Source organism: Variovorax sp. GW460-12-1-14-LB1 (assembly GCF_059423605.1).
This window is the reverse complement of record NZ_JBWKYF010000009.1, coordinates 18,925-37,586: the sequence shown is the minus strand read 5'-3', so window position 1 is coordinate 37,586 and position 18,662 is coordinate 18,925. Positions and strand designations below refer to the sequence as shown.

The following is an 18,662-nucleotide window of genomic DNA, read 5'->3' as shown; positions in this document are numbered from 1 at the left end:
CGGCACGGAAAGGGCCGGCAGAAAGTTAACCAAAGAGCCGCGTGACGTCGTTGAAGAGTGCGACCGACATCATCACCAGCAGCAAGGCGACACCGCCACGCTGCAGCCGTTCCATCCAGGCGTCGGAGACGCTTTTCCCGGTCAGGCCCTCCCAAAGATAATACATCAGGTGCCCCCCATCGAGGACCGGCAGCGGCATCAGGTTGAGCACCCCGAGGCTCACGCTGATGAGCGCGAGAAAGACCAGGTACTGCGTCAGACCGAGGCTGGCGGACTTGCCGGCGTAATCAGCAATTGTTAAGGGACCGCTCAGGTTCTTGATCGAGGCCTCGCCGATCAGCATCTTGCCCATCATGCGAACCGTGAGCGCGGACACCTCCCAGGTGCGCACCACGCCGCGCCAGACGCCGTCGATCACGCCCTGGCGCACCGTGACCATCTCAGGCGGCGCGCCGACGTACGCGCCGATGCGCGCGACCTTGGCGGCGCCCTCTTCGCGCACTTCCGGCTTGACCTCGAGCGCGAGCGGCTGGCCGCCGCGCTGGAGCTGCCAGGTCAGCGTGCGCGCCTGCCCGGAGGCATCGACCGAGGCCCGGATGACTTCGCGCAGCTGCTGCCCGTCGAGGATGGGGGTGTCGCCGATGGTCAGGACCAGGTCGCCGTTGCGCAGGCCCGAACGCTCGGCCGCGCTGCCCGCCATGACCTCGCCGATCTCAGGACGGGTCAGCGGTGCGACCACGCCGATCTTGCGGAACATCTGCGGATCGGCGTCCTTGGCCTCCATACGGCTCAGCGGCAGGACCAGCTGGCGGCCGGGCCGACCGCCCTCGCCCGCCACTTCGAGCGTGAGGTCGCGGCCGTCGAGCGCGCCGCGCGTCATGCGCCAGCGCAGGTCTTCGAAGGACTGGACCGGCGACAGGTCGCCATCGAAACCGGCCTGGGTGATGTGTTCGCCGCCGCGCAGGCCGGCCGCCTCGGCCAGCGACGCCGCCACGGGCCGGGCCAGCTTGGCCACGGGCTCGTCGACGCCGATCCAGTTGACCGCCGTGTACAAAACGACCGCCAGCAGCAGGTTGGCGATCGGGCCAGCGGCCACGATGGCCGCGCGCGAGCGCAGCGGCTGGGTGTTGAAGGCGCGGTGCCGCTCCTCGGGCGCCACAGGGCCTTCGCGCTCGTCGAGCATCTTGACGTAGCCACCGAAGGGAAAGGCGCCGATCACGAACTCGGTCTGCTGCCCCGGATGCTGGCGCTTAGGTTGCCAGCGCAGGATGGCCTTGCCGAAGCCGACCGAGAAGCGCTCCACCTTGACGCCGCAGGCCACGGCCACGCGGTAGTGGCCGTATTCATGGACCGCGATGAGGACGCCGAGAGCGACCACAAAAGCTATGACGGTGAGCATCAGGGTCCTCTGCGCAGTAGGGAATCAGGCCGCGAAACGTGCCGCAGCGGCATTGGCCGCCTCGCGGGCGCTGGCGTCGAGCGCCAGCAGGTCGGCCAGCGATGCCGGCTTGGAGGGCATGACCGCCTCCAAAGTTTCCAGGTTGACCGCATGAATGCGATCGAAACGCAGGCGCCGGTCGAGAAAGGCGGCCACAGCCACCTCGTTGGCCGCGTTCAGCACCGCCGTGGTGCCTGAAGCGGCGCGCAAGGCCTGCCACGCCAGGCCCAGGCCGGGGAACAGCGCAGGATCGGGCGCGTCGAAGGTCAGCGAGCCCATCTGACGGAAATCGAGCCGTGCCGCCCCGCTCTCGACGCGCTCCGGCCAGGCCAGCCCGACCGCGATCGGCACGCGCATGTCGGGCGTGCCGAGCTGCGCGATGACCGAGGCGTCGGTGAACTGCACCATCGAATGGACCACGCTCTGCGGGTGGATGACGACCTCGATCTGCTCCGGCGACACGCCGAACAGGTGGCGCGCCTCGATCACCTCGAGCGCCTTGTTCATCATCGTGGCCGAGTCGACCGAGATCTTGCGGCCCATGACCCAGTTCGGGTGCGCACAGGCCTGCTCGGGCGTCACGGCGCCCAGCGTGTCGGGTGCCCGGGTGCGGAACGGGCCACCCGAGGCCGTCAGGATGATCTTGTCGATGCGCCGCGCCCAGGTGGACGGGTCTTCGGGCAGCGACTGGAAGATGGCCGAATGCTCGCTGTCGATGGGCAGCAGCGTGGCGCCGCCCTCCTGCACCGTGCGCATGAACAGCTCGCCGCCGACGACCAGGGCTTCCTTGTTGGCCAGCAGCAGGCGCTTGCCGGCTCGCGCGGCGGCCAGGCACGGCGCCAGACCGGCGGCACCGACGATGGCGGCCATCACGGCGTCGACTTCGTCGTCCGACGCTATTCTTTCGAGAGCATCGTCGCCCATCAGGACGCGGGTCGGCAGGTTGTTCTGCTTGAGCTTTTCGGCCAGCAGCGCGGCATGCGGCGCACTGGCCATGACGGCGAAGCGCGGCGAGAAGCGCGCGCATTGGGCCAGCAACTCGTCGACCTTGGTGGCCGCCGAGAGCGCAAACACCTCGAAGCGTTCGGGGTGACGGGCAATGACGTCGAGCGTGCTGACACCGACCGAACCGGTCGAACCAAGCACCGTGACACGTTGTTTGGGAGTGTTCACAGGAAAGCCAGCATCATGGCAATGGGAAGTGCCGGCAAGAGGGCATCCACGCGGTCGAGCACGCCGCCGTGGCCGGGCAGCAGCCGGCTGCTGTCCTTGGCGCCGGCGCTGCGCTTGATCAACGATTCGACGAGGTCGCCGACGACGCTCATCGCCGCCAGGAACACCGCCCCGATCAACAGCAGCCACCAGCCGCGCTCATGCAGGCGGGTGTAGAGGCTGGGCACCGTGGCGCCCAGGCTCTTGTCGGCCCAGACCCAGGCGAACGCCAGCACGATGACGCCGGCCATGCCGCCCCAGACACCTTCCCAGCTCTTGCCGGGGCTGATGGCGGGCGCCAGCTTGGCGCGCGTGAACTTCAGGCCGAAGGCGCGGCCGGCGAAATAGGCGAACACGTCCGCCACCCAGACCAGCACCAGGATCGACAGCAGGAAGTTGATGCCGACCATGCGCGCCTGCACCGCCGCGAGCCATGCGACCCACAGCGCCAGCAGGCCGCCCACCAAGCGCAGCCCGCGCGGAATGCGCGGCCAGCCAGGCACTGCGACGCGCAGCAGCGCCGCGCCGCCGAGCACCCAGGCCGCACTGGCCAGGGACCACATGAGGAACAGGCGCTGCTCCAGCAGCCCCAGCCACCACGACAGCCCGCACAGCGCCACCATCTCGGCGCCCAGGAACAGCGACATGCCCTGCCCGTAGCCGTTCAGGCGGCCCCACTCCCACGCGGCGGCGCCGATCAGCACCAGCATCACGCAGGCGAAGGGAATGTGGTTTCGGTAGAACAGCGCCGGCAGCAGGATCGCGAGCAGCACGATCGCCGTGAGGATGCGTTGTTTGAGCATGCGGAAGGTGGTGTCGGGCCGTTGTCAGGCCGCGGAAGCCGAGACCTGCGCCGAGGTCTGGCCGAAGCGACGCTCGCGACCCTGGAACGCGGCAATGGCCTCATCCAGCGCAGCCTCGTCGAACTCGGGCCACAGCTTGTCGCTGAAGAACAGCTCGGCGTAGGCACTCTGCCAAAGCAGGAAATTCGACAGCCGCTGCTCGCCACCCGTGCGGATGAACAGGTCGGGGTCGGGCACGTGGGCCAGCGCCATGGCGCGATCGAGGTTCATCTCGGTCATGGGCAGGCCCTGCTCGGCGAGCTTGGCCGCGGCGCGCGCGATGTCCCAGCGTCCACCGTAGTTGAAGCAGATGTTGAGAATCAGACGCGTGTTGTGAGCCGTGGTCTGCTCGGCCGACACCAGGCCGGCCACCATCTTGTCGGACAGGCCGGCGCGTTCACCCACGAAATGCAGCCGCACGCCATCGGCGTTGAGTCGCGGCACTTCGCGTGCGAGTGCCCCGACCATCAGTTGCATCAGGCCGGAGACTTCTTCAGGGGGGCGGTTCCAGTTCTCCGAGGAGAACGCGAACACGGTGAGCACGCCCACGCCACGGTCGGCGCAGGCCTTGACGCAGCGCCGCAGCGACTCCACGCCCTGCTTGTGCCCCGCCACGCGAGGCAGGAAGCGCTTGGTGGCCCACCGGCCGTTACCATCCATGACGATGGCAACGTGGTGCGGAGGGGGCGTCGTCTGCGGCGAGGAGGCCATGCGGAGCCTCAAACGGCCATGATCTCCGCTTCTTTCGCGGCGACCAGACGGTCGATTTCCGCGATGTGCTTGTCGGTGACCTTCTGGATGTCGCCTTCGGCGCGCTTCTGGTCGTCTTCCGAGGCCAGCTTGTCCTTCACGAGCTTCTTGACGGCTTCGTTCGCATCGCGGCGCAGGTTGCGCGTCGCGATCTTGGCGCTTTCGCCTTCGTTGCGGACCAGCTTGGTCATTTCCTTGCGGCGCTCTTCGCTCATGGCGGGCAGCGGCACGCGGATCAGGTCGCCCATCGACGCCGGGTTCAGGCCCAGGTCGCTTTCGCGGATGGCCTTCTCGATCTTGGCGCCCATGCCCTTTTCCCAGGGCTGGACACTGATGGTGCGCGAGTCGAGCACCGACACGTTGGCCACCTGGCTCAGCGGCACCTGCGAGCCGTAGTACTCGACATGGATCGAGTCGAGCAGTGCCGAGTTGGCGCGGCCCGTGCGGATCTTGGTGAGGTTGTTCTGGAAGGCGGCGAGCGACTGGTTCATCTTCGCGTCGGTCGCACTGCGAATGTCTGCAATGGTCATCTCATTTACTCCTAGGCATGCACCAGCGTGCCCTCGTCCTCGCCCATCACGACGCGCTTGAGGGCGCCGTTCTTGAAGATCGAGAACACCTTGATCGGCAGCTTCTGGTCGCGGCACAGCGCGAAGGCCGTGGCGTCCATGATGCCGAGATTCTGCGCAATCGCCTCGTCGAAGGTGAGCGTGGCGTAGCGCGTGGCTTCGGGGTGGGTCTTGGGATCGGCGGTGTAGACGCCGTCCACCTTGGTCGCCTTGAGCACCAGCTCGGCGCCGATTTCGGCACCGCGCAGCGCGGCGGCCGTGTCGGTCGTGAAGAAGGGGTTGCCGGTACCGGCAGCGAACACCACGACCTTGCCCTCTTCGAGGTACTGCAGGGCCTTGGGGCGCACATAGGGCTCGACCACCTGCTCGATGGCGATGGCGGACATCACGCGGGCCACGAGGCCCTGCTTGTTCATCGCGTCGGCCAGGGCCAGCGAGTTCATGACGGTGGCCAGCATGCCCATGTAGTCGGCCGTGGCGCGGTCCATGCCGACGGAGCCTCCCGCGACACCGCGGAAGATGTTGCCACCGCCGATCACGACCGCCACCTGGACGCCCATGTTCACGACCTCGGCCACCTCCTCGACCATGCGCACGATGGTGGCGCGGTTGATGCCGAAGGCGTCATCGCCCATCAATGCCTCACCCGACAGCTTCAACAAGATCCGCTTGTGGGCTGGGCGGGCATCAGACATGGGCATTTTCCTTAGAGGGTTGGCGGGGGCGAGTGTAAAACGTGGCGGTGAAAAAGCGGCGGCACGCTGTCGCGCACCGCCGCTTGGAGGCCTGCCGGATCAGGCGGCAGCCTTGGCAGCAGCGACCTGGGCAGCGACTTCGGCAGCGAAGTCGTCGACCTTCTTCTCGATGCCTTCGCCGACCACGTACAGGGTGAAGCCCTTGATCGTGGTGTCGGCGGCCTTGAGCATCTGCTCGACGGTCTGCTTGTCGTTCTTCACGAACGGCTGGTTGTGCAGCGAGACTTCCTTGAGGTACTTCTGCACGCCGCCTTCGATGCGCTTGGCAACGATGTCGGCCGGCTGCGGCTTCTTGCCTTCGGCTTCGGCCGTCTTGCGGTCTTCTTCAGCCTTGCCAGCGGCCACGGCGCGCTCTTTTTCGATCAGCTCGGCAGGCACATCCGATGCCTGGATGGCGACCGGCTTCATGGCGGCGATGTGCATCGCGACGTCCTTGGCCGAGGTGTCGTCACCTTCGAATTCGACCATCACGCCGATGCGCGTGCCGTGCAGGTACGACGCCAGCTTGCCGTTGCCCGTGAAGTGCTTGAAGCGGCGGAAGCTCATGTTCTCGCCGATCTTGCCGATCAGGCCTTTGCGCACGTCTTCGAGCGTAGGGCCGAAGCCGTCCTGCTCGTAGGCCAGCGCGCCCAGCGCGGCGATGTCTGCGGGATTGTTCTTGGCGACCAGCATCGCGGCAGCATTGGCCATGGCCAGGAAGCTGTCGTTCTTGGTGACGAAGTCGGTTTCGCAGTTGATTTCGATCATGCCGCCGGCAGCGCCGTCGACGAAAGCCGTGACCACGCCTTCAGCAGTGATGCGGCCCGATGCCTTGCCAGCCTTGTTGCCGAGCTTGATGCGCAGCAGCTCTTCGGCCTTTTCCATGTTGCCGCCGGCCTCCGTCAGAGCCTTCTTGCATTCCATCATGGGCGCATCGGTCTTCGCGCGCAGTTCGCCGACCATGCTTGCGGTGATTGCAGCCATTTGTGTATCTCCGTAAATCCAAAAATCAGGTTAAAAAAAAGGGGCACCAAAGCCCCTTCTTCAGGCTCGCGAACGCGCCTATCAGGCCGAAGCGCCTTCTTCGACTTCGACGAATTCGTCGCCGCTGCCTTCGGCAACGGCCTTGACCACGTCACCACCGGCGCTGTTGCGGCCTTCGATGATCGCGTCGGCGATGCCACGGGCGTACAGCGTGACGGCCTTCGACGAGTCGTCGTTGCCAGGAATCACGTAGTCGATGCCTTCGGGCGAGTGGTTGGAGTCGACCACGCCGATCAGCGGGATGCCGAGCTTCTTGGCTTCGGCCACGGCGATCTTGTGGAAGCCCACGTCGATCACGAAGATGGCGTCGGGCAGCGCAGCCATGTCCTGAATGCCGCCGATGTCCTTCTCGAGCTTCGCGATTTCGCGCGAGAACGTGAGCTGTTCTTTCTTGCTCAGACTGTCGAGGCCGGCTTCTTGCTGGGCCTTCATGTCCTTCAGACGCTTGATCGAGGTCTTGACGGTCTTGAAGTTGGTCAGCATGCCGCCGAGCCAGCGGGTGTCGACGAAAGGCACGCCGGCGCGGCGGGCTTCGGCAGCCACGATTTCACGGGCCTGGCGCTTCGTGCCGACCATCAGGATCGTGCCGCGGTTGGCCGTGAGTTGCTTGGCGTACTTCATCGCGTCCTGGAACATCGGGAGCGACTTCTCCAGGTTGATGATGTGAATCTTGTTGCGGTGACCGAAGATGAACGGAGCCATCTTGGGGTTCCAGAAGCGGGTTTGGTGACCGAAGTGGACACCGGCTTCCAGCATTTCGCGCATGGTGGTCGACATTGAATTTACTCCAAAGGTTGGGTCTAAAATCCAGCCCGTTTTGCGCCCCTTCGACGGGGTCGCAACACCTTGATTGGGCCGGTTTGCGGATGTGCTTGACTGGCGGCGACAAAACTGTCGCATAACCAGCGAAACCCAAAGAGTATAGCACGGCGGCCACCCCCTCCTCCCTCGAACCGAGCCGTTCCAAGGTACCCTCGACGCCATGAACGACCTTCACGCCACCCGTCTCACCCTTCTGGCTGGCGGTTCCGATGCGCGCACCGAAATGGAGCGCGCCATCGCCCTCTCCGAATCTCCCGCCTGCGCCCACGTTTTCACCCGCACGATGTTCGACGAGGCCCGCGCGGCCGCCGCCGCATCGGCGCCCGAAAGCCGCCTCGCCGGGCTTGCCTTCACCAGCAAGGACCTGTTCGACGTCGCCGGCCAGCCGACACCCGCCGGCTCGGCCGTGCTCTCGCACGCACCGGCCGCCCCAGCCGATTCGCTCGCCGTGGCCCGACTGCGCGCCGCCGGCGGCGTGCTGACCGGGCGCACCAACATGACGGAGTTCGCCTTTTCCGGCGTCGGCGTCAACCCGCACCACGGCACGCCGGCCAACGTGAGTGACGCTGCCACGCCGCGCATTCCGGGCGGCTCGTCCTCCGGCGCGGCGATCTCGGTGGCGAGCGGTGCGGCCTTCATCGGCCTGGGCTCCGACACCGGCGGCTCGATCCGCATCCCGGCGGCACTGAATGGCATCGTCGGCTTCAAGAACACCGCCCGCCTCACGCCGGCCGACGGCGCACTGCCCCTGTCGACCACGCTCGACACCGTCTGCGCCATGACCCGCTCGGTGCGCGACGCCGTCACCGCGCACGAAATTCTCTCGGCGCGGCAGGTGACGCCCGGCTCGGCGCCGCTGTCGGCCTACCGGCTGGCCGTCGTGAAGAACGTCTTCCTCGACGACCTCGAGCCCACCGTGGCCACGGCCTTCGAGCGCACCCTCGCGACCCTGCGCGCCACGGGCGCTCATATCCACGAGATCGAACTGCCCGAGCTGGCCGACCTGCAGGCCATCAACGCCACCGGCGGCTTCTCGGCGGCCGAGTCGTACGCTTGGCACCGCCTGCTGCTGGAACGCAGCGGCGCCGGCTACGACCCGCGCGTGGCGCAGCGCATCCTGCGCGGCGCGGGCATGAAGGCGCACGAGTACATCGACCTTGTCCGCGCCCGCCGCGACTGGATCGCCCGTGTCGAGAAAGCGCTGGCACCGTTCGACGCCGTGGTGTCGCCGACCGTGCCGATCACGGCGCCGTCCATCGCCAGCGTGGCACCGGGGGCCGAGCGCGACGACGAATTCTTCCGCGTCAACGCGCTGCTGCTGCGCAACCCGTCGATCGTCAACATGCTCGACGGCTGCGCCATTTCGCTGCCCTGCCACGTCGCCGGCGAACTGCCGGTCGGCCTGATGCTGTGGCACGGCGCGATGCACGACGACGCCGTGCTCGCGGTGGCGCTCCAGGCCGAACGCACGCTGCAGAAATAACCGCTGTCACCGCCCGCCTCACGGGCGTCAGCCGCTTCTTTTATCTAGAACATTTCAATGAAAATCGCGATCGTGGGCGCCGGCATCGTCGGCGTCACCACCGCCTGGGAACTGGTTTCCGACGGCCATGAAGTGAGCGTGTTCGAGCGCCGCGGCGCCGCCGCCGAAGAGGCCAGCTTTGCCAACGCCGGCGTGGTCGCGCCGGGTTATGTCACGCCGTGGGCCGCACCGGGCATGCGCGGCAAGGTGCTGCGCTCGCTGCTGTCTTCGCACGGCGCGATCAAGCTGCGCTGGCCGCTGAGTTCGCGCGACCTCGGCTGGATGTCGCGCTGGCAGAAGGCCTGCAAGCTCGAGACCTACCTGGCCAACCGCGCCCGCATGCAGAGGCTGGCCTTCTACAGCCGCACCCGGCTGCACGCGGTGACCGAAGCGCGCGAACTGAGCTACGAACGCAGTGACGGCTACCTGGTGCTGCTGCGCTCCAAGCGCGAGAAAAAACTGATTCAGCCTGGCCTGGAAGTGCTGCGCTCGGCCGGCAGCGTGTTCCGCGAAGTCGACGCCGACGAGGCCCGCCTGATCGAGCCCGCGCTCAACCCCGACACCCCGCTGGCCGGCGCCATCCACCTGCCGGAAGACGAGGTCGCGAACTGCCGCCAGTTCGCGCTGCTGCTCAAGTGGGAAGCCGAGGCGCTGGGCGCACAGTTTCATTTCAATTGCGACATCGCACCGCTGAGCCGCGCGACCCCCACTTCGCTGACGCTCGCCAGTGGTTCGGACGCGCTGCAGTTCGACGCCATCGTGGTGTGCGCCGGCCTCTCGTCGGCCGCGCTGCTGCGTCCGCTGGGGCTGCGCATTCCGCTGGCGCCGGTCTACGGCCATTCGGTCAGCGCCCCGGTGCGCGAGCCGCTCAATGCGCCGCGCAGCGCGGTGATGGACGAGCGCTACAAGGTCGCGATCTCCCGCCTGGGCCAGCGCGTGCGCGTGGCCGGCAGCGCCGAGATCGGCGGCTCGCCCGACGCCATGAGCCCGGCCGCGATCCAGACGCTCTACAAAGTGCTGCACGACTGGTTTCCGGGCGCAGCCACACTGCAATCGGGCATCCAGCAATGGAAAGGCGCCCGTCCGATGCTGCCCGACGGCCCACCGGTGCTGGGCGCCAGCGGCATTCCGGGCGTGTGGCTCAACCTGGGCCACGGCTCGAGCGGCTGGGCGCTGTCGTGCGGCAGCGCACGCGTACTCGGCGACCTGATCGCAGGGCAAGACCCGGGCATCGACCTCGAAGGCCTGGGAATCGAACGGCTCAGTCTTTAGGGCCCCAGCGGCGCAGTTGCTCGGGGGTGGCCGGTTTTTCCACCGGCAGCGGCTCTACTGGCTTCGGCCTGCGCCTGTCGCCATCCCAAGACACCAGGATCGGCATCACCCAGGAAAATGCGGCAAGACTCAGCAAGATCGTGCCCGCCAGCAGCCAGCGGGGCAACCCCTGGGACGTGTCAATGCGATCGAGCCACTGCACCACGCCAATGCCGTATGCCACGCTTCCGGCCCAGGCCAAATGGCCCAGACGCGACCAGCCAACTCGCGCGGCCAGCCACAAACTTCCCCAGAACAAGGCCAGCAAGCCTAGCGCCCAAGTGACACCGCCATCCAACGCCATCAGCGTGAAGACATTCGCGACAAACCACGCCAGCAACAAGCAGAGCAGCCAGGCGATTTTTCTCAGCGTCATGTCGCGATGATAGGCAGCCGCCCCGGCGGCACAATGGCTCGATGCATCGCATCACGTCCGCCAGCGCCGCCGACCTGTTCGACATCGCCGCCACGCGTCGCATCGAGCAGGCAGCAGCCTCCGCCCTTCCACCTCATACGCTGATGCAGCGCGCCGGCCTCGCTGCCGCACGGCTCGCGATGGCGCTCGCGCCGCACGCGCGAACGATCTGGATCGCCTGCGGCCCAGGGAACAACGGCGGCGATGGCTTCGAAGCCGCGGCGCAACTGCGGCATCGCGGCTTCTTTCCGGTCGTCACCTTCGTGGGCGATGAAGGCCGGCTGCCAGCGGATGCCAAGGCGTCGCTGCAGCGTGCGCGCGATGCGGGCGTCACCTTCGCTTCGGCGCCGCCATCGAGCTTCGAGCTGGCGATGGATGCACTGCTCGGCATCGGATCGACCCGCCCGCCGTCGGGCGCAATGGCCGAATGGCTTGCGCGGATGCACACGGGTGCACCACCGGTGCTCAGCCTCGACGTGCCCTCGGGCCTCGGCGCCGACACCGGCATGCTGGCCTCCAACACAGATCAAGCATCGGCATCGGTCCGCACCACCCTCACCTTCCTCACGCTGAAACCCGGCTTGTTCACGGCGCAAGGCCGCGACGCAGCCGGCACGGTGTGGTTCGACGATCTGGGCTGCCGCGCTTTCATCCAGGAGCGACCGACGGCCCGCCTCGCAAGCACGCCCGATATCCAGCGGCGCAGCCACGCCTCGCACAAAGGCAGCTACGGGGATGTCGCGGTGATCGGTGGCGCGTCAGGCATGGCCGGCGCCGCGCTGCTGGCCGGCTCGGCCGCGCTCCATGCGGGCGCAGGACGCGTGTTCGTCGGATTGCTCGATCCCCGCGCAGCGCCGGTCGACACCTCGCAGCCGGAACTGATGCTGCGCGACGCCCACGCGCTGGACCTCGCGGGCATGACGGTCGTGTGCGGCTGCGGTGGCGGCGATGCCGTGCGCGAACTGCTGCCGCGCGTGCTGTCGATGGCCGCCGCGCTGGTGCTCGACGCCGACGCACTCAACGCCATCGCCGCCGATCCGTCACTTCAGGCGCAGCTGATCGCGCGAGGCCAGGCCGGAGCTCCCACCGTGCTCACGCCGCATCCGTTGGAAGCCGCGCGCCTGCTCGGCGACACGACGGGTGGCGTGCAAGCCAACCGCCTCGCCGCGGCCCGTGCGCTGGCGTCGCGCTTCGGCGCGGTGACGGTGCTCAAGGGTTCAGGAACAGTGATTGCCGACGCGAGCGACGGGCCGCCGGTCATCAACCCGACCGGCAATGCCCGCCTTGCCACCGCAGGCACCGGCGATGTGCTCGCCGGCATGATCGGCGCGGCGCTCGCGATGCGCGGCCCCGCATTCGAGGCGGCATGCGAAGCCGTCTGGCAGCACGGCCGCATCGCCGACCTGTGGCCAGCCGATGCAGCCCCGCTCACGGCAGGCTCGCTGGCCCGCCGCACACCCGACTGAGCGCAGGACTCAGCCGCGCCCGACGAAGGGCATCTTCGTGGCCATGATGGTGTGGAAGAGCACGTTGGCTTCCAGCGGCAGGTTCGCCATGTAGAGCACCGACTGGCCGACGATCTTGACGTCGATCAGTGGCTCGATCGCGAGCTCGCCGTTGGCCTGCGGTACGCCGGTGGCCATGCGCGCGGCCAGCTCGGTCATGGCATTGCCCACGTCCACCTGCCCCACCGCGATGTCGTACTTGCGGCCGTCGAGCGAAGCGGTCTTGGTCAGCCCTTCGACCGCGTGCTTGGTCGAGGTGTAGGCCGCGGAATTCGGCCGCGGCGTGGTCGCCGAGATCGACCCGTTGTTGATGATGCGACCGCCCCGCGGCGTCTGCGCCTTCATCGTGCGAAAGGCCTGCTGGATGCAGAAGAACATGCCGGTGAGGTTGATGTCCACCACGCCCTTCCACTGCTCGGGCGTCCAGTCCTCGAACGGTCCCGGCGGGTTACCCACGCCGGCGTTGTTGAACAGCAGGTCGACGCGCCCGAAGCGCTCGACCGTGGCGCCGAACAGCGCCTGCACCGAGTCGGCATTGGCCACGTCGGTGGGCACCGCGAAGGCGCGCGCACCGGCGCCCGACTCTTCCGCCACCTGCTCCAGCGGCTCGAGGCGGCGCCCCGCAAGGGCCACGCTCCAGCCGTCAGCCAGCAGGGCCAGCGCGGCCGCACGGCCGATGCCCGACCCCGCGCCCGTGACGATCGCGATGCGGCCCTTGTTGTTTTCCACGCTCATGCTTCAAGTCTCCTTTTCAACTGATCCATACACACGGTAAGCAAACCGGTAGTGTGCACGGCACGTCTCATCCGCGGCGGGGCTTGCGGCCCTTGCCCTGCATCTTGTTGGCGGCTTTCTTCACCGCCGACTTGAAGGCCTGCATGGCCGATTGCGGACCGGCGGGCACCGCGGCAGCGCCGCCGCCACCGTGCTCCGCTCGCGACTCGCCACCGGCCTCCGCCTTGTGGCGGGAGCTTCGCTTGGCCGACGCCTTCACCGGCGCGCCGCCCTTGTCCTTCATGGCGCGCGAGGTCAGGTCCTCGCCTTCGCGCACGAGGCGGAAGTCGATCTTGCGGCCATCGAGGTCGACGCGGCTCACCTGCACCCGCACCCGCGTGCCGATGGCGTAGCGAATGCCGGTGCGCTCGCCACGCAACTCCTGACGCATCTCGTCGAACTTGAAGTACTCGCCGCCCAGCTCGGTGATGTGGACCAGGCCTTCGACGTACATCGCATCAAGCGTGACGAAGATGCCGAAGGTGGTGGCTGCGGTGACCACGCCGCCGTATTCCTCGCCGAGGTGCTCGCGCATGTACTTGCACTTGAGCCAGGCCTCGACATCGCGGCTGGCTTCGTCGGCGCGGCGCTCGTTGGCGCTGCAATGCAGGCCGGCGGCCTCCCAGGCCAGCACTTCCTTGCTCGGCGCGACGGTCGCCTTCTGCGGCTTGTTCGTCGGCGCCTTGACGCGCGAAGCGAGCCGCTTGGCCAGCTTGGCATGCGCCTCGCCGGGCGTGGGCAGCATCGGCAGCTGGTAGCGCGTCTTGCCGAGGATCGCCTTGATCACGCGGTGCACCAGCAGGTCGGGATAGCGACGGATCGGGCTGGTGAAGTGCGTGTAGGCCTCGTAGGCCAGGCCGAAGTGGCCGCTGTTGATCGGCGTGTAGATCGCCTGCTGCATCGAGCGCAGCAGCATGGTGTGGATCTGCTGCGCGTCGGGGCGTTCCTTGGTGGCTTCGGCGATCGCCTGGAACTCGCCGGGACGCGGCTCGTCGGTGATGCTCAGGCCGACACCCATGGCCTTCAGGTAGCCGCGCAGGATTTCCTTCTTCTCGGGCGTCGGGCCTTCGTGTACGCGGAACAGGCCCGGATGCTTGCCTTCGGCGATGAAGTCGGCGCTGCAGACGTTGGCGGCGAGCATCGCCTCCTCGATCAGGCGGTGCGCCTCGTTGCGCGTGCGCGGCACGATCTTCTCGATGCGGCCGGCGTCGTCGCAGATGATCTGCGTCTCGGTGGTTTCGAAGTCGACCGCGCCGCGCTTGCCGCGCTGCTTGAGCAGGGCCTTGTAGACGTCGGCGAGGTTCAGCAGGTCCTTGACGCGGTCCTTGCGCTTGGCGGCTTCGGGGCCGCGCGTGTTGCCGAGGATGGCGGCGACTTCGGTGTACGTGAAGCGCGCATGGCTGAACATCACGGCCGGATAGAACTGGTAGGCGTAGATCTCGCCGTCGGCGGCAACCAGCATGTCGCACACCATGCACAGGCGCTCGACCTCGGGGTTCAGCGAGCACAGGCCGTTCGACAGCTTCTCGGGCAGCATCGGGATCACGCGGCGCGGGAAGTAGACGCTGGTGGCGCGGTCGTACGCATCGATGTCGATGGCGGAGCCGGTCTGCACATAGGCGCTGACGTCGGCGATGGCCACCAGCAGGCGCCAGCCCTTGCCGCGGCCCACCTTCGCGGGCTCGCAGTACACGGCGTCGTCGAAGTCGCGGGCGTCTTCGCCGTCGATGGTGACGAGCGGCACGTCGGTGAGGTCGATGCGGCCCTTCTTGTCGGCGGGGCGCACCTTCTCGGGCAGGGCCTTGGCCTGTGCCAGGCACTCCGCGGAAAACTCATGCGGCACGCCGTACTTGCGCACGGCGATCTCGATTTCCATGCCGGGGTCGTCGATCTCGCCCAGCACTTCTCTCACGCGACCCACAGGCTGGCCGAACAAGGCCGGCGGCTCGGTGAGCTGGACGACCACCACCTGGCCGACCTTGGCGGGACCGGTCGCGCCCTTCGGGATCAGGACGTCCTGGCCGTAGCGCTTGTCTTCCGGTGCAACGAGCCAGATCCCGCCTTCGTGCAGCAAGCGGCCGATGATGGGCTGCTCGGGTCGCTCGACGATCTCGACCACGCGCCCCTCGGGGCGGCCGCGGCGGTCCTGTCGCACGATGCGCGCCTTGACGCGATCCTTGTGCAGCACCGCGCGCATCTCATTCGGCGGCAGGTAGATATCTGCCTCGCCGTCGTCGCGTTGCACGAAGCCGTGCCCGTCGCGATGTCCTTGAACTGTTCCTTCGATTTCATCCAACAAGCTGCTGGAAGTGACATTATTTTTGATATGATCTCCTTCTTTCCTGAAATTCAAAACGTGACTGCTTCTGCAGTCATGTGGGCCCAGATGGCGGAATTGGTAGACGCACTAGTTTCAGGTACTAGCGAGTAACATCGTGGAGGTTCGAGTCCTCTTCTGGGCACCAAGTTTAAACAGACCTTTACCAGGTCATCCGATTGAAGCCACCGGTCTCCGGTGGCTTTTTTCATGGCCGCTCGAAACTGCATCAAACGGGCGACGCGATCGTCAGATCACGCCCCTTGATGCCGGCCATGCACGCACGATCGCACCCACCCGCCTTCGGCAGGACATCCGCCGCACGAGCGATGTCGCGCAGAAGCTGAAATTTCGACACGCTCAAAAGAGCGCGCCAAATTTGTGTATATAATCGTAGTCTTTGCTGAGAAGCAAAATCAGCCCAGATGGCGGAATTGGTAGACGCACTAGTTTCAGGTACTAGCGAGTAACATCGTGGAGGTTCGAGTCCTCTTCTGGGCACCAAGATTGAACAGACCCCTGCCAGGTCTTCTGACAAAAGCCACCGGCCTCCGGTGGCTTTTTTCTTGGCCGTTTGAATCAGGTGCATCAAACGGGCAATGCGATCAGGTCGTGGCCTTCAGCGCCCACGATGCGTGCACGCGTGAACTCGCCGACCTTCATCGTCTTGCTGATCTTCTCGGGCGGCAGGAGGCGAACAGTGCCGTCGATTTCCGGTGCATCGGCGTACGTACGCCCCACCCCACCCTTGCGGCCCAGTGCCGGCGCTGAATCAACCAGCACCTGCATCGTCGAGCCGATGCGCTTTTGCAGCTTGGCGATCGACACGGCCTCGGCCACTTCCATGAAGCGGGCGCGGCGCGCTTCGCGCTCGGCCTCGGGCAGCATGCCCGGAATGTCATTGGCAGTGGCGCCCTCGACCGGGCTGTAGGCAAAGCAGCCCGCACGATCGATCTCGGCTTCGCGGATGAAGTCGAGCAGGTGTTCGAACTCCTGCTCCGTCTCGCCCGGGAAACCGGCGATGAAGGTGCTGCGGATCACGAGTTCGGGGCAGACCTCGCGCCAACGCGCGATCCGCTCCAGATTCTTCTCGCCGCTGGCCGGCCGCTTCATGCGCTTGAGCACATCGGGGTGGCTGTGTTGCAGCGGCACGTCGAGGTACGGCAGCACCAGGCCGCTCGCCATCAACGGAATGATTTCGTCGACGCTCGGATACGGGTACACGTAGTGCAGGCGCACCCAGGCGCCATACGGCTCGGCAATTTCGCCCAGCGTGCGCACGAGTTCGAGCATGCGGGTCTTGACCGGCTTGCCATCCCAGAAACCGGTGCGGTACTTCACGTCGACGCCATAGGCCGAGGTGTCCTGGCTAATCACCAGCAGCTCCTTCACGCCACCCTCGAACAGGGCCTTGGCTTCGCTGAGCACATCGCCCACCGGACGCGAGACGAGGTCGCCGCGCATCGAGGGAATGATGCAGAAGGTGCAGCGGTGGTTGCAGCCTTCGCTGATCTTCAGATAGGCGTAGTGCCGCGGCGTGAGCTTGAGGCCGGCCACGCCGAAGGTGTTCGGCACGAGGTCGATGAACGGATCGTGCGGCTTCGGCAGGTTGGCGTGCACCGCATCCATCACCTCCTGCGTGGCATGCGGACCGGTGACGGCCAGCACGCTGGGGTGCATCTGGCGCACGAGGTTGCCGCCCTGGTCGCCGGTCTTGGCGCCCAGGCAGCCGGTGACGATCACGCGGCCGTTCTCGGCGAGCGCTTCGCCGATGGTGTCCAGGCTTTCCTTCACGGCATCGTCGATGAAGCCGCAGGTGTTGACGATCACGAGGTCGGCCCCCTCGAAAGTCTTGGCGGTTTGATACCCCTCGGCACTCAGCTGGGTCAGGATCAATTCGGAATCGGTCAATGCCTTGGGACAACCAAGGCTGACGAAGCCGACCTTGGGGGCGGTCGGCGTGACGGTACGTTCAGGGGAGGCAACTTCGCTCATAGGCCTCTATTGTCCCAGCTATCGGTGACAGCGGGGCATTCATCGGGCAGTCACCCCATTCGGGCGGGCCGCCGCGCGGCGCTCAGGGGCGCTTGATGCCAAAGGCGCCCAGCACCTGCTCGGTGTTTTTCTGCATCTGCTCCTGCATCTGCAGGAAGACGTTCTTCGATTGCTCGACGTAGTTGCCCATCAGCCCCTGGATCATCGGCGACTGCATGGTCATGAAGCGCGACCACATCTCGGGCGTCAGGCCTTCGGCCTTTTCGGCGAGCTGGGCCTGCATCTCGGTCATCGCTTGGATGTTCTTCTCGAGGTACGGGCCCATGTAGCCCTGCATGGCCTGGCCGTAGAAACGGATGATGTTGGCCAGCACCTGCTCGGTGAACATCGGCGCACCGCCCGCCTCTTCTTCCAGGATGATCTGCAGCAGGATGCTGCGCGTGAGGTCGTCGCCAGTCTTGGCGTCGCGCACCACGAACTGCGCGTTCTTGATGACCAGCTGCTTGACCTCGGTCAGCGTGATGTACGTGGATGTCTCCGTGTCGTAGAGCCGTCGGTTGGGGTACTTCTTGATCACACGCTGGACCGGCTTCACCCCGGACTTCTTGCTCTGCACTACAGACTCCTTCACATGGACGCCCATGTCATCGGATGATTCTAGGGAGCGGTTTTGCTGCATCGCGACAAGGTTTACCCTGACCGTGATTCTTCTTCAGGCGTCCGGCGCCGTCGCGTACTCGGCACCGCACGCATGACACGCTGCAGTTTCGGGACGCTCCGGGGTCGACAACCTGAAACGCAGCGGGATCTTCTGCCCGTAGACCACCCAGCACCGGGGGCAATGCTCCTGCCCCGCCGTCGGAAGATAGGCGCGTGCGCGCTGCTCGGCGCGCTCCTCGGTCACCGGCATGCCCTGTCGTTGTGCACGCGCCACTTCGCGTGCGGCCATGGTGTCGGCGCGGCCGGCGGCAAGGTCATTGATGCCGTAGACCGCGCGCGCGAATTCAAGAGGGGCTTGCTTGAGCAATGCGGCCACGCGGTGGTCGGCGTGCGCCCGATCAACTGGCGTTGATCGCGTATTCATCAGATCGCTTATCAAGGAAATTCGAGAAGGTTGGCAGACCGCTCAAGGTAGCACAACCACATGGCTCAGGCACCTTGCCTGCACCGCGCGAAGGGCCGCCCGTGAAAGGGGTTTTCGCTTGCGCCGATCACTCAGGACGACCGGGCTGATCCAGAGACAAACGTCGCCCAAACGACGAACGGGTTGCAGCGAAATCGCTGCAACCCGTGTTTGAATTTGGTAGGCGCGATTGGATTCGAACCAACGACCCCCACCATGTCAAGGTGGTGCTCTAACCAACTGAGCTACGCGCCTAAGAGAAGCATCGAGTATAGCAGGAGAAATGGCC

The 18,662-nt window shown here is 66.4% G+C and carries 17 protein-coding genes and 3 tRNA genes; 5 read left to right on the top strand and 15 right to left on the bottom strand.

All coding sequences use genetic code 11. The features are described 5' to 3' along the window. Positions 1–25: 25 nt before the first annotated feature. From rseP to rpsB, 8 genes are all read right to left on the bottom strand, one after another. Positions 26–1,402, bottom strand: a complete 1,377-nt coding sequence (gene rseP / locus AC07Y4_RS06885) for an RIP metalloprotease RseP (protein WP_487847338.1) — start codon at positions 1,400–1,402, stop codon at positions 26–28. A 21-nt stretch (positions 1,403–1,423) separates the two neighbouring features. After that, positions 1,424–2,611 (bottom strand): 1-deoxy-D-xylulose-5-phosphate reductoisomerase, encoded by a 1,188-nt coding sequence (ispC, locus tag AC07Y4_RS06880; protein ID WP_095745190.1) that lies wholly within the window; start codon positions 2,609–2,611, stop codon positions 1,424–1,426. After that, a complete protein-coding gene (locus tag AC07Y4_RS06875; RefSeq protein ID WP_070060528.1) occupies positions 2,608–3,453 on the bottom strand; it encodes a phosphatidate cytidylyltransferase in 846 nt (281 codons plus the stop codon). The genes ispC and AC07Y4_RS06875 overlap by 4 nt, the downstream gene beginning before the upstream one ends. Before the next feature lie 24 nt (positions 3,454–3,477). After that, positions 3,478–4,203: a polyprenyl diphosphate synthase gene (gene uppS, locus AC07Y4_RS06870; protein ID WP_062471606.1), complete on the bottom strand. Its 726-nt coding sequence runs from the start codon at positions 4,201–4,203 to the stop codon at positions 3,478–3,480. Between the two features lie 8 nt (positions 4,204–4,211). Then, entirely contained in the window at positions 4,212–4,772 is a 561-nt protein-coding gene (gene frr / locus AC07Y4_RS06865) for a ribosome recycling factor (protein WP_062471609.1), read from the bottom strand. An 11-nt stretch (positions 4,773–4,783) separates the two neighbouring features. Continuing rightward, on the bottom strand, positions 4,784–5,506 hold the full coding sequence (gene pyrH / locus AC07Y4_RS06860) for a UMP kinase (protein WP_062471612.1): 723 nt from the start codon (positions 5,504–5,506) through the stop codon (positions 4,784–4,786). Positions 5,507–5,605: 99 nt separating this feature from the next. After that, positions 5,606–6,529, bottom strand: coding sequence for a translation elongation factor Ts (tsf, locus tag AC07Y4_RS06855; RefSeq protein WP_495274317.1), 924 nt, complete (start codon positions 6,527–6,529; stop codon positions 5,606–5,608). Between the two features lie 81 nt (positions 6,530–6,610). Continuing rightward, positions 6,611–7,366, bottom strand: coding sequence for a 30S ribosomal protein S2 (gene rpsB / locus AC07Y4_RS06850; protein ID WP_062471618.1), 756 nt, complete (start codon positions 7,364–7,366; stop codon positions 6,611–6,613). A 205-nt stretch (positions 7,367–7,571) separates the two neighbouring features. Between rpsB and AC07Y4_RS06845 the strand changes: the two genes are divergently transcribed. Further along, the gene (locus AC07Y4_RS06845) at positions 7,572–8,894 is read left to right on the top strand and encodes an amidase (protein WP_139704627.1); all 1,323 of its coding nucleotides are present in this window, start codon (positions 7,572–7,574) and stop codon (positions 8,892–8,894) included. A gap of 57 nt (positions 8,895–8,951) precedes the next feature. Further along, positions 8,952–10,205 (top strand): D-amino acid dehydrogenase, encoded by a 1,254-nt coding sequence (locus AC07Y4_RS06840; protein ID WP_487847049.1) that lies wholly within the window; start codon positions 8,952–8,954, stop codon positions 10,203–10,205. On the opposite strand, the gene AC07Y4_RS06835 is transcribed toward AC07Y4_RS06840, so the two are convergent. Beyond that, positions 10,195–10,620 carry a hypothetical protein gene (locus AC07Y4_RS06835; RefSeq protein WP_369647170.1) on the bottom strand — a complete coding sequence of 142 codons (426 nt, stop codon included), beginning with the start codon at positions 10,618–10,620 and terminating at the stop codon, positions 10,195–10,197. The genes AC07Y4_RS06840 and AC07Y4_RS06835 overlap by 11 nt on opposite strands. Before the next feature lie 41 nt (positions 10,621–10,661). On the opposite strand from AC07Y4_RS06835, the gene AC07Y4_RS06830 reads away from it, so the two are divergent. After that, a complete protein-coding gene (locus tag AC07Y4_RS06830) occupies positions 10,662–12,125 on the top strand; it encodes an NAD(P)H-hydrate dehydratase (RefSeq protein WP_487847050.1) in 1,464 nt (487 codons plus the stop codon). 9 nt (positions 12,126–12,134) lie between these two features. On the opposite strand, the gene AC07Y4_RS06825 is transcribed toward AC07Y4_RS06830, so the two are convergent. Continuing rightward, a complete protein-coding gene (locus tag AC07Y4_RS06825; RefSeq protein ID WP_062471631.1) occupies positions 12,135–12,899 on the bottom strand; it encodes an SDR family oxidoreductase in 765 nt (254 codons plus the stop codon). A gap of 67 nt (positions 12,900–12,966) precedes the next feature. After that, positions 12,967–15,237 carry a ribonuclease R gene (gene rnr / locus AC07Y4_RS06820; RefSeq protein WP_253252393.1) on the bottom strand — a complete coding sequence of 757 codons (2,271 nt, stop codon included), beginning with the start codon at positions 15,235–15,237 and terminating at the stop codon, positions 12,967–12,969. An 81-nt stretch (positions 15,238–15,318) separates the two neighbouring features. On the opposite strand from rnr, the gene AC07Y4_RS06815 reads away from it, so the two are divergent. Then, positions 15,319–15,403: transfer RNA gene (locus AC07Y4_RS06815), tRNA-Leu, on the top strand. A gap of 271 nt (positions 15,404–15,674) precedes the next feature. Further along, a tRNA-Leu gene (locus AC07Y4_RS06810) sits at positions 15,675–15,759 on the top strand. 84 nt (positions 15,760–15,843) lie between these two features. On the opposite strand, the gene rimO is transcribed toward AC07Y4_RS06810, so the two are convergent. The 4 genes from rimO to AC07Y4_RS06790 all read right to left on the bottom strand — a co-directional run bounded on the left by rimO (position 15,844) and on the right by AC07Y4_RS06790 (position 18,628). Then, positions 15,844–17,250, bottom strand: coding sequence for a 30S ribosomal protein S12 methylthiotransferase RimO (gene rimO, locus AC07Y4_RS06805; protein WP_139704634.1), 1,407 nt, complete (start codon positions 17,248–17,250; stop codon positions 15,844–15,846). Between the two features lie 82 nt (positions 17,251–17,332). Continuing rightward, complete coding sequence (gene phaR, locus AC07Y4_RS06800; protein ID WP_062480702.1) at positions 17,333–17,893, bottom strand: polyhydroxyalkanoate synthesis repressor PhaR; 561 nt, start codon at positions 17,891–17,893, stop codon at positions 17,333–17,335. Between the two features lie 69 nt (positions 17,894–17,962). Beyond that, complete coding sequence (locus AC07Y4_RS06795) at positions 17,963–18,286, bottom strand: hypothetical protein (protein ID WP_223301311.1); 324 nt, start codon at positions 18,284–18,286, stop codon at positions 17,963–17,965. 265 nt (positions 18,287–18,551) lie between these two features. Next, positions 18,552–18,628 (bottom strand) — tRNA-Val (locus AC07Y4_RS06790). Positions 18,629–18,662: the final 34 nt, after the last annotated feature.

Excerpts from the sequence above, each read along its gene's own strand:
- AC07Y4_RS06875 (WP_070060528.1), bottom strand. The coding sequence starts at position 3,453 with ATGCTCAAACAACGCATCCTCACGGCGATCGTGCTGCTCGCGATCCTG.
- uppS (WP_062471606.1), bottom strand. The coding sequence starts at position 4,203 with ATGGCCTCCTCGCCGCAGACGACGCCCCCTCCGCACCACGTTGCCATC.
- frr (WP_062471609.1), bottom strand. The coding sequence starts at position 4,772 with ATGACCATTGCAGACATTCGCAGTGCGACCGACGCGAAGATGAACCAG.
- pyrH (WP_062471612.1), bottom strand. The coding sequence starts at position 5,506 with ATGTCTGATGCCCGCCCAGCCCACAAGCGGATCTTGTTGAAGCTGTCG.
- tsf (WP_495274317.1), bottom strand. The coding sequence starts at position 6,529 with ATGGCTGCAATCACCGCAAGCATGGTCGGCGAACTGCGCGCGAAGACC.
- rpsB (WP_062471618.1), bottom strand. The coding sequence starts at position 7,366 with ATGTCGACCACCATGCGCGAAATGCTGGAAGCCGGTGTCCACTTCGGT.
- AC07Y4_RS06845 (WP_139704627.1), top strand. The coding sequence starts at position 7,572 with ATGAACGACCTTCACGCCACCCGTCTCACCCTTCTGGCTGGCGGTTCC.
- AC07Y4_RS06840 (WP_487847049.1), top strand. The coding sequence starts at position 8,952 with ATGAAAATCGCGATCGTGGGCGCCGGCATCGTCGGCGTCACCACCGCC.
- AC07Y4_RS06835 (WP_369647170.1), bottom strand. The coding sequence starts at position 10,620 with ATGACGCTGAGAAAAATCGCCTGGCTGCTCTGCTTGTTGCTGGCGTGG.
- AC07Y4_RS06830 (WP_487847050.1), top strand. The coding sequence starts at position 10,662 with ATGCATCGCATCACGTCCGCCAGCGCCGCCGACCTGTTCGACATCGCC.
- AC07Y4_RS06825 (WP_062471631.1), bottom strand. The coding sequence starts at position 12,899 with ATGAGCGTGGAAAACAACAAGGGCCGCATCGCGATCGTCACGGGCGCG.
- rimO (WP_139704634.1), bottom strand. The coding sequence starts at position 17,250 with ATGAGCGAAGTTGCCTCCCCTGAACGTACCGTCACGCCGACCGCCCCC.
- phaR (WP_062480702.1), bottom strand. The coding sequence starts at position 17,893 with ATGGGCGTCCATGTGAAGGAGTCTGTAGTGCAGAGCAAGAAGTCCGGG.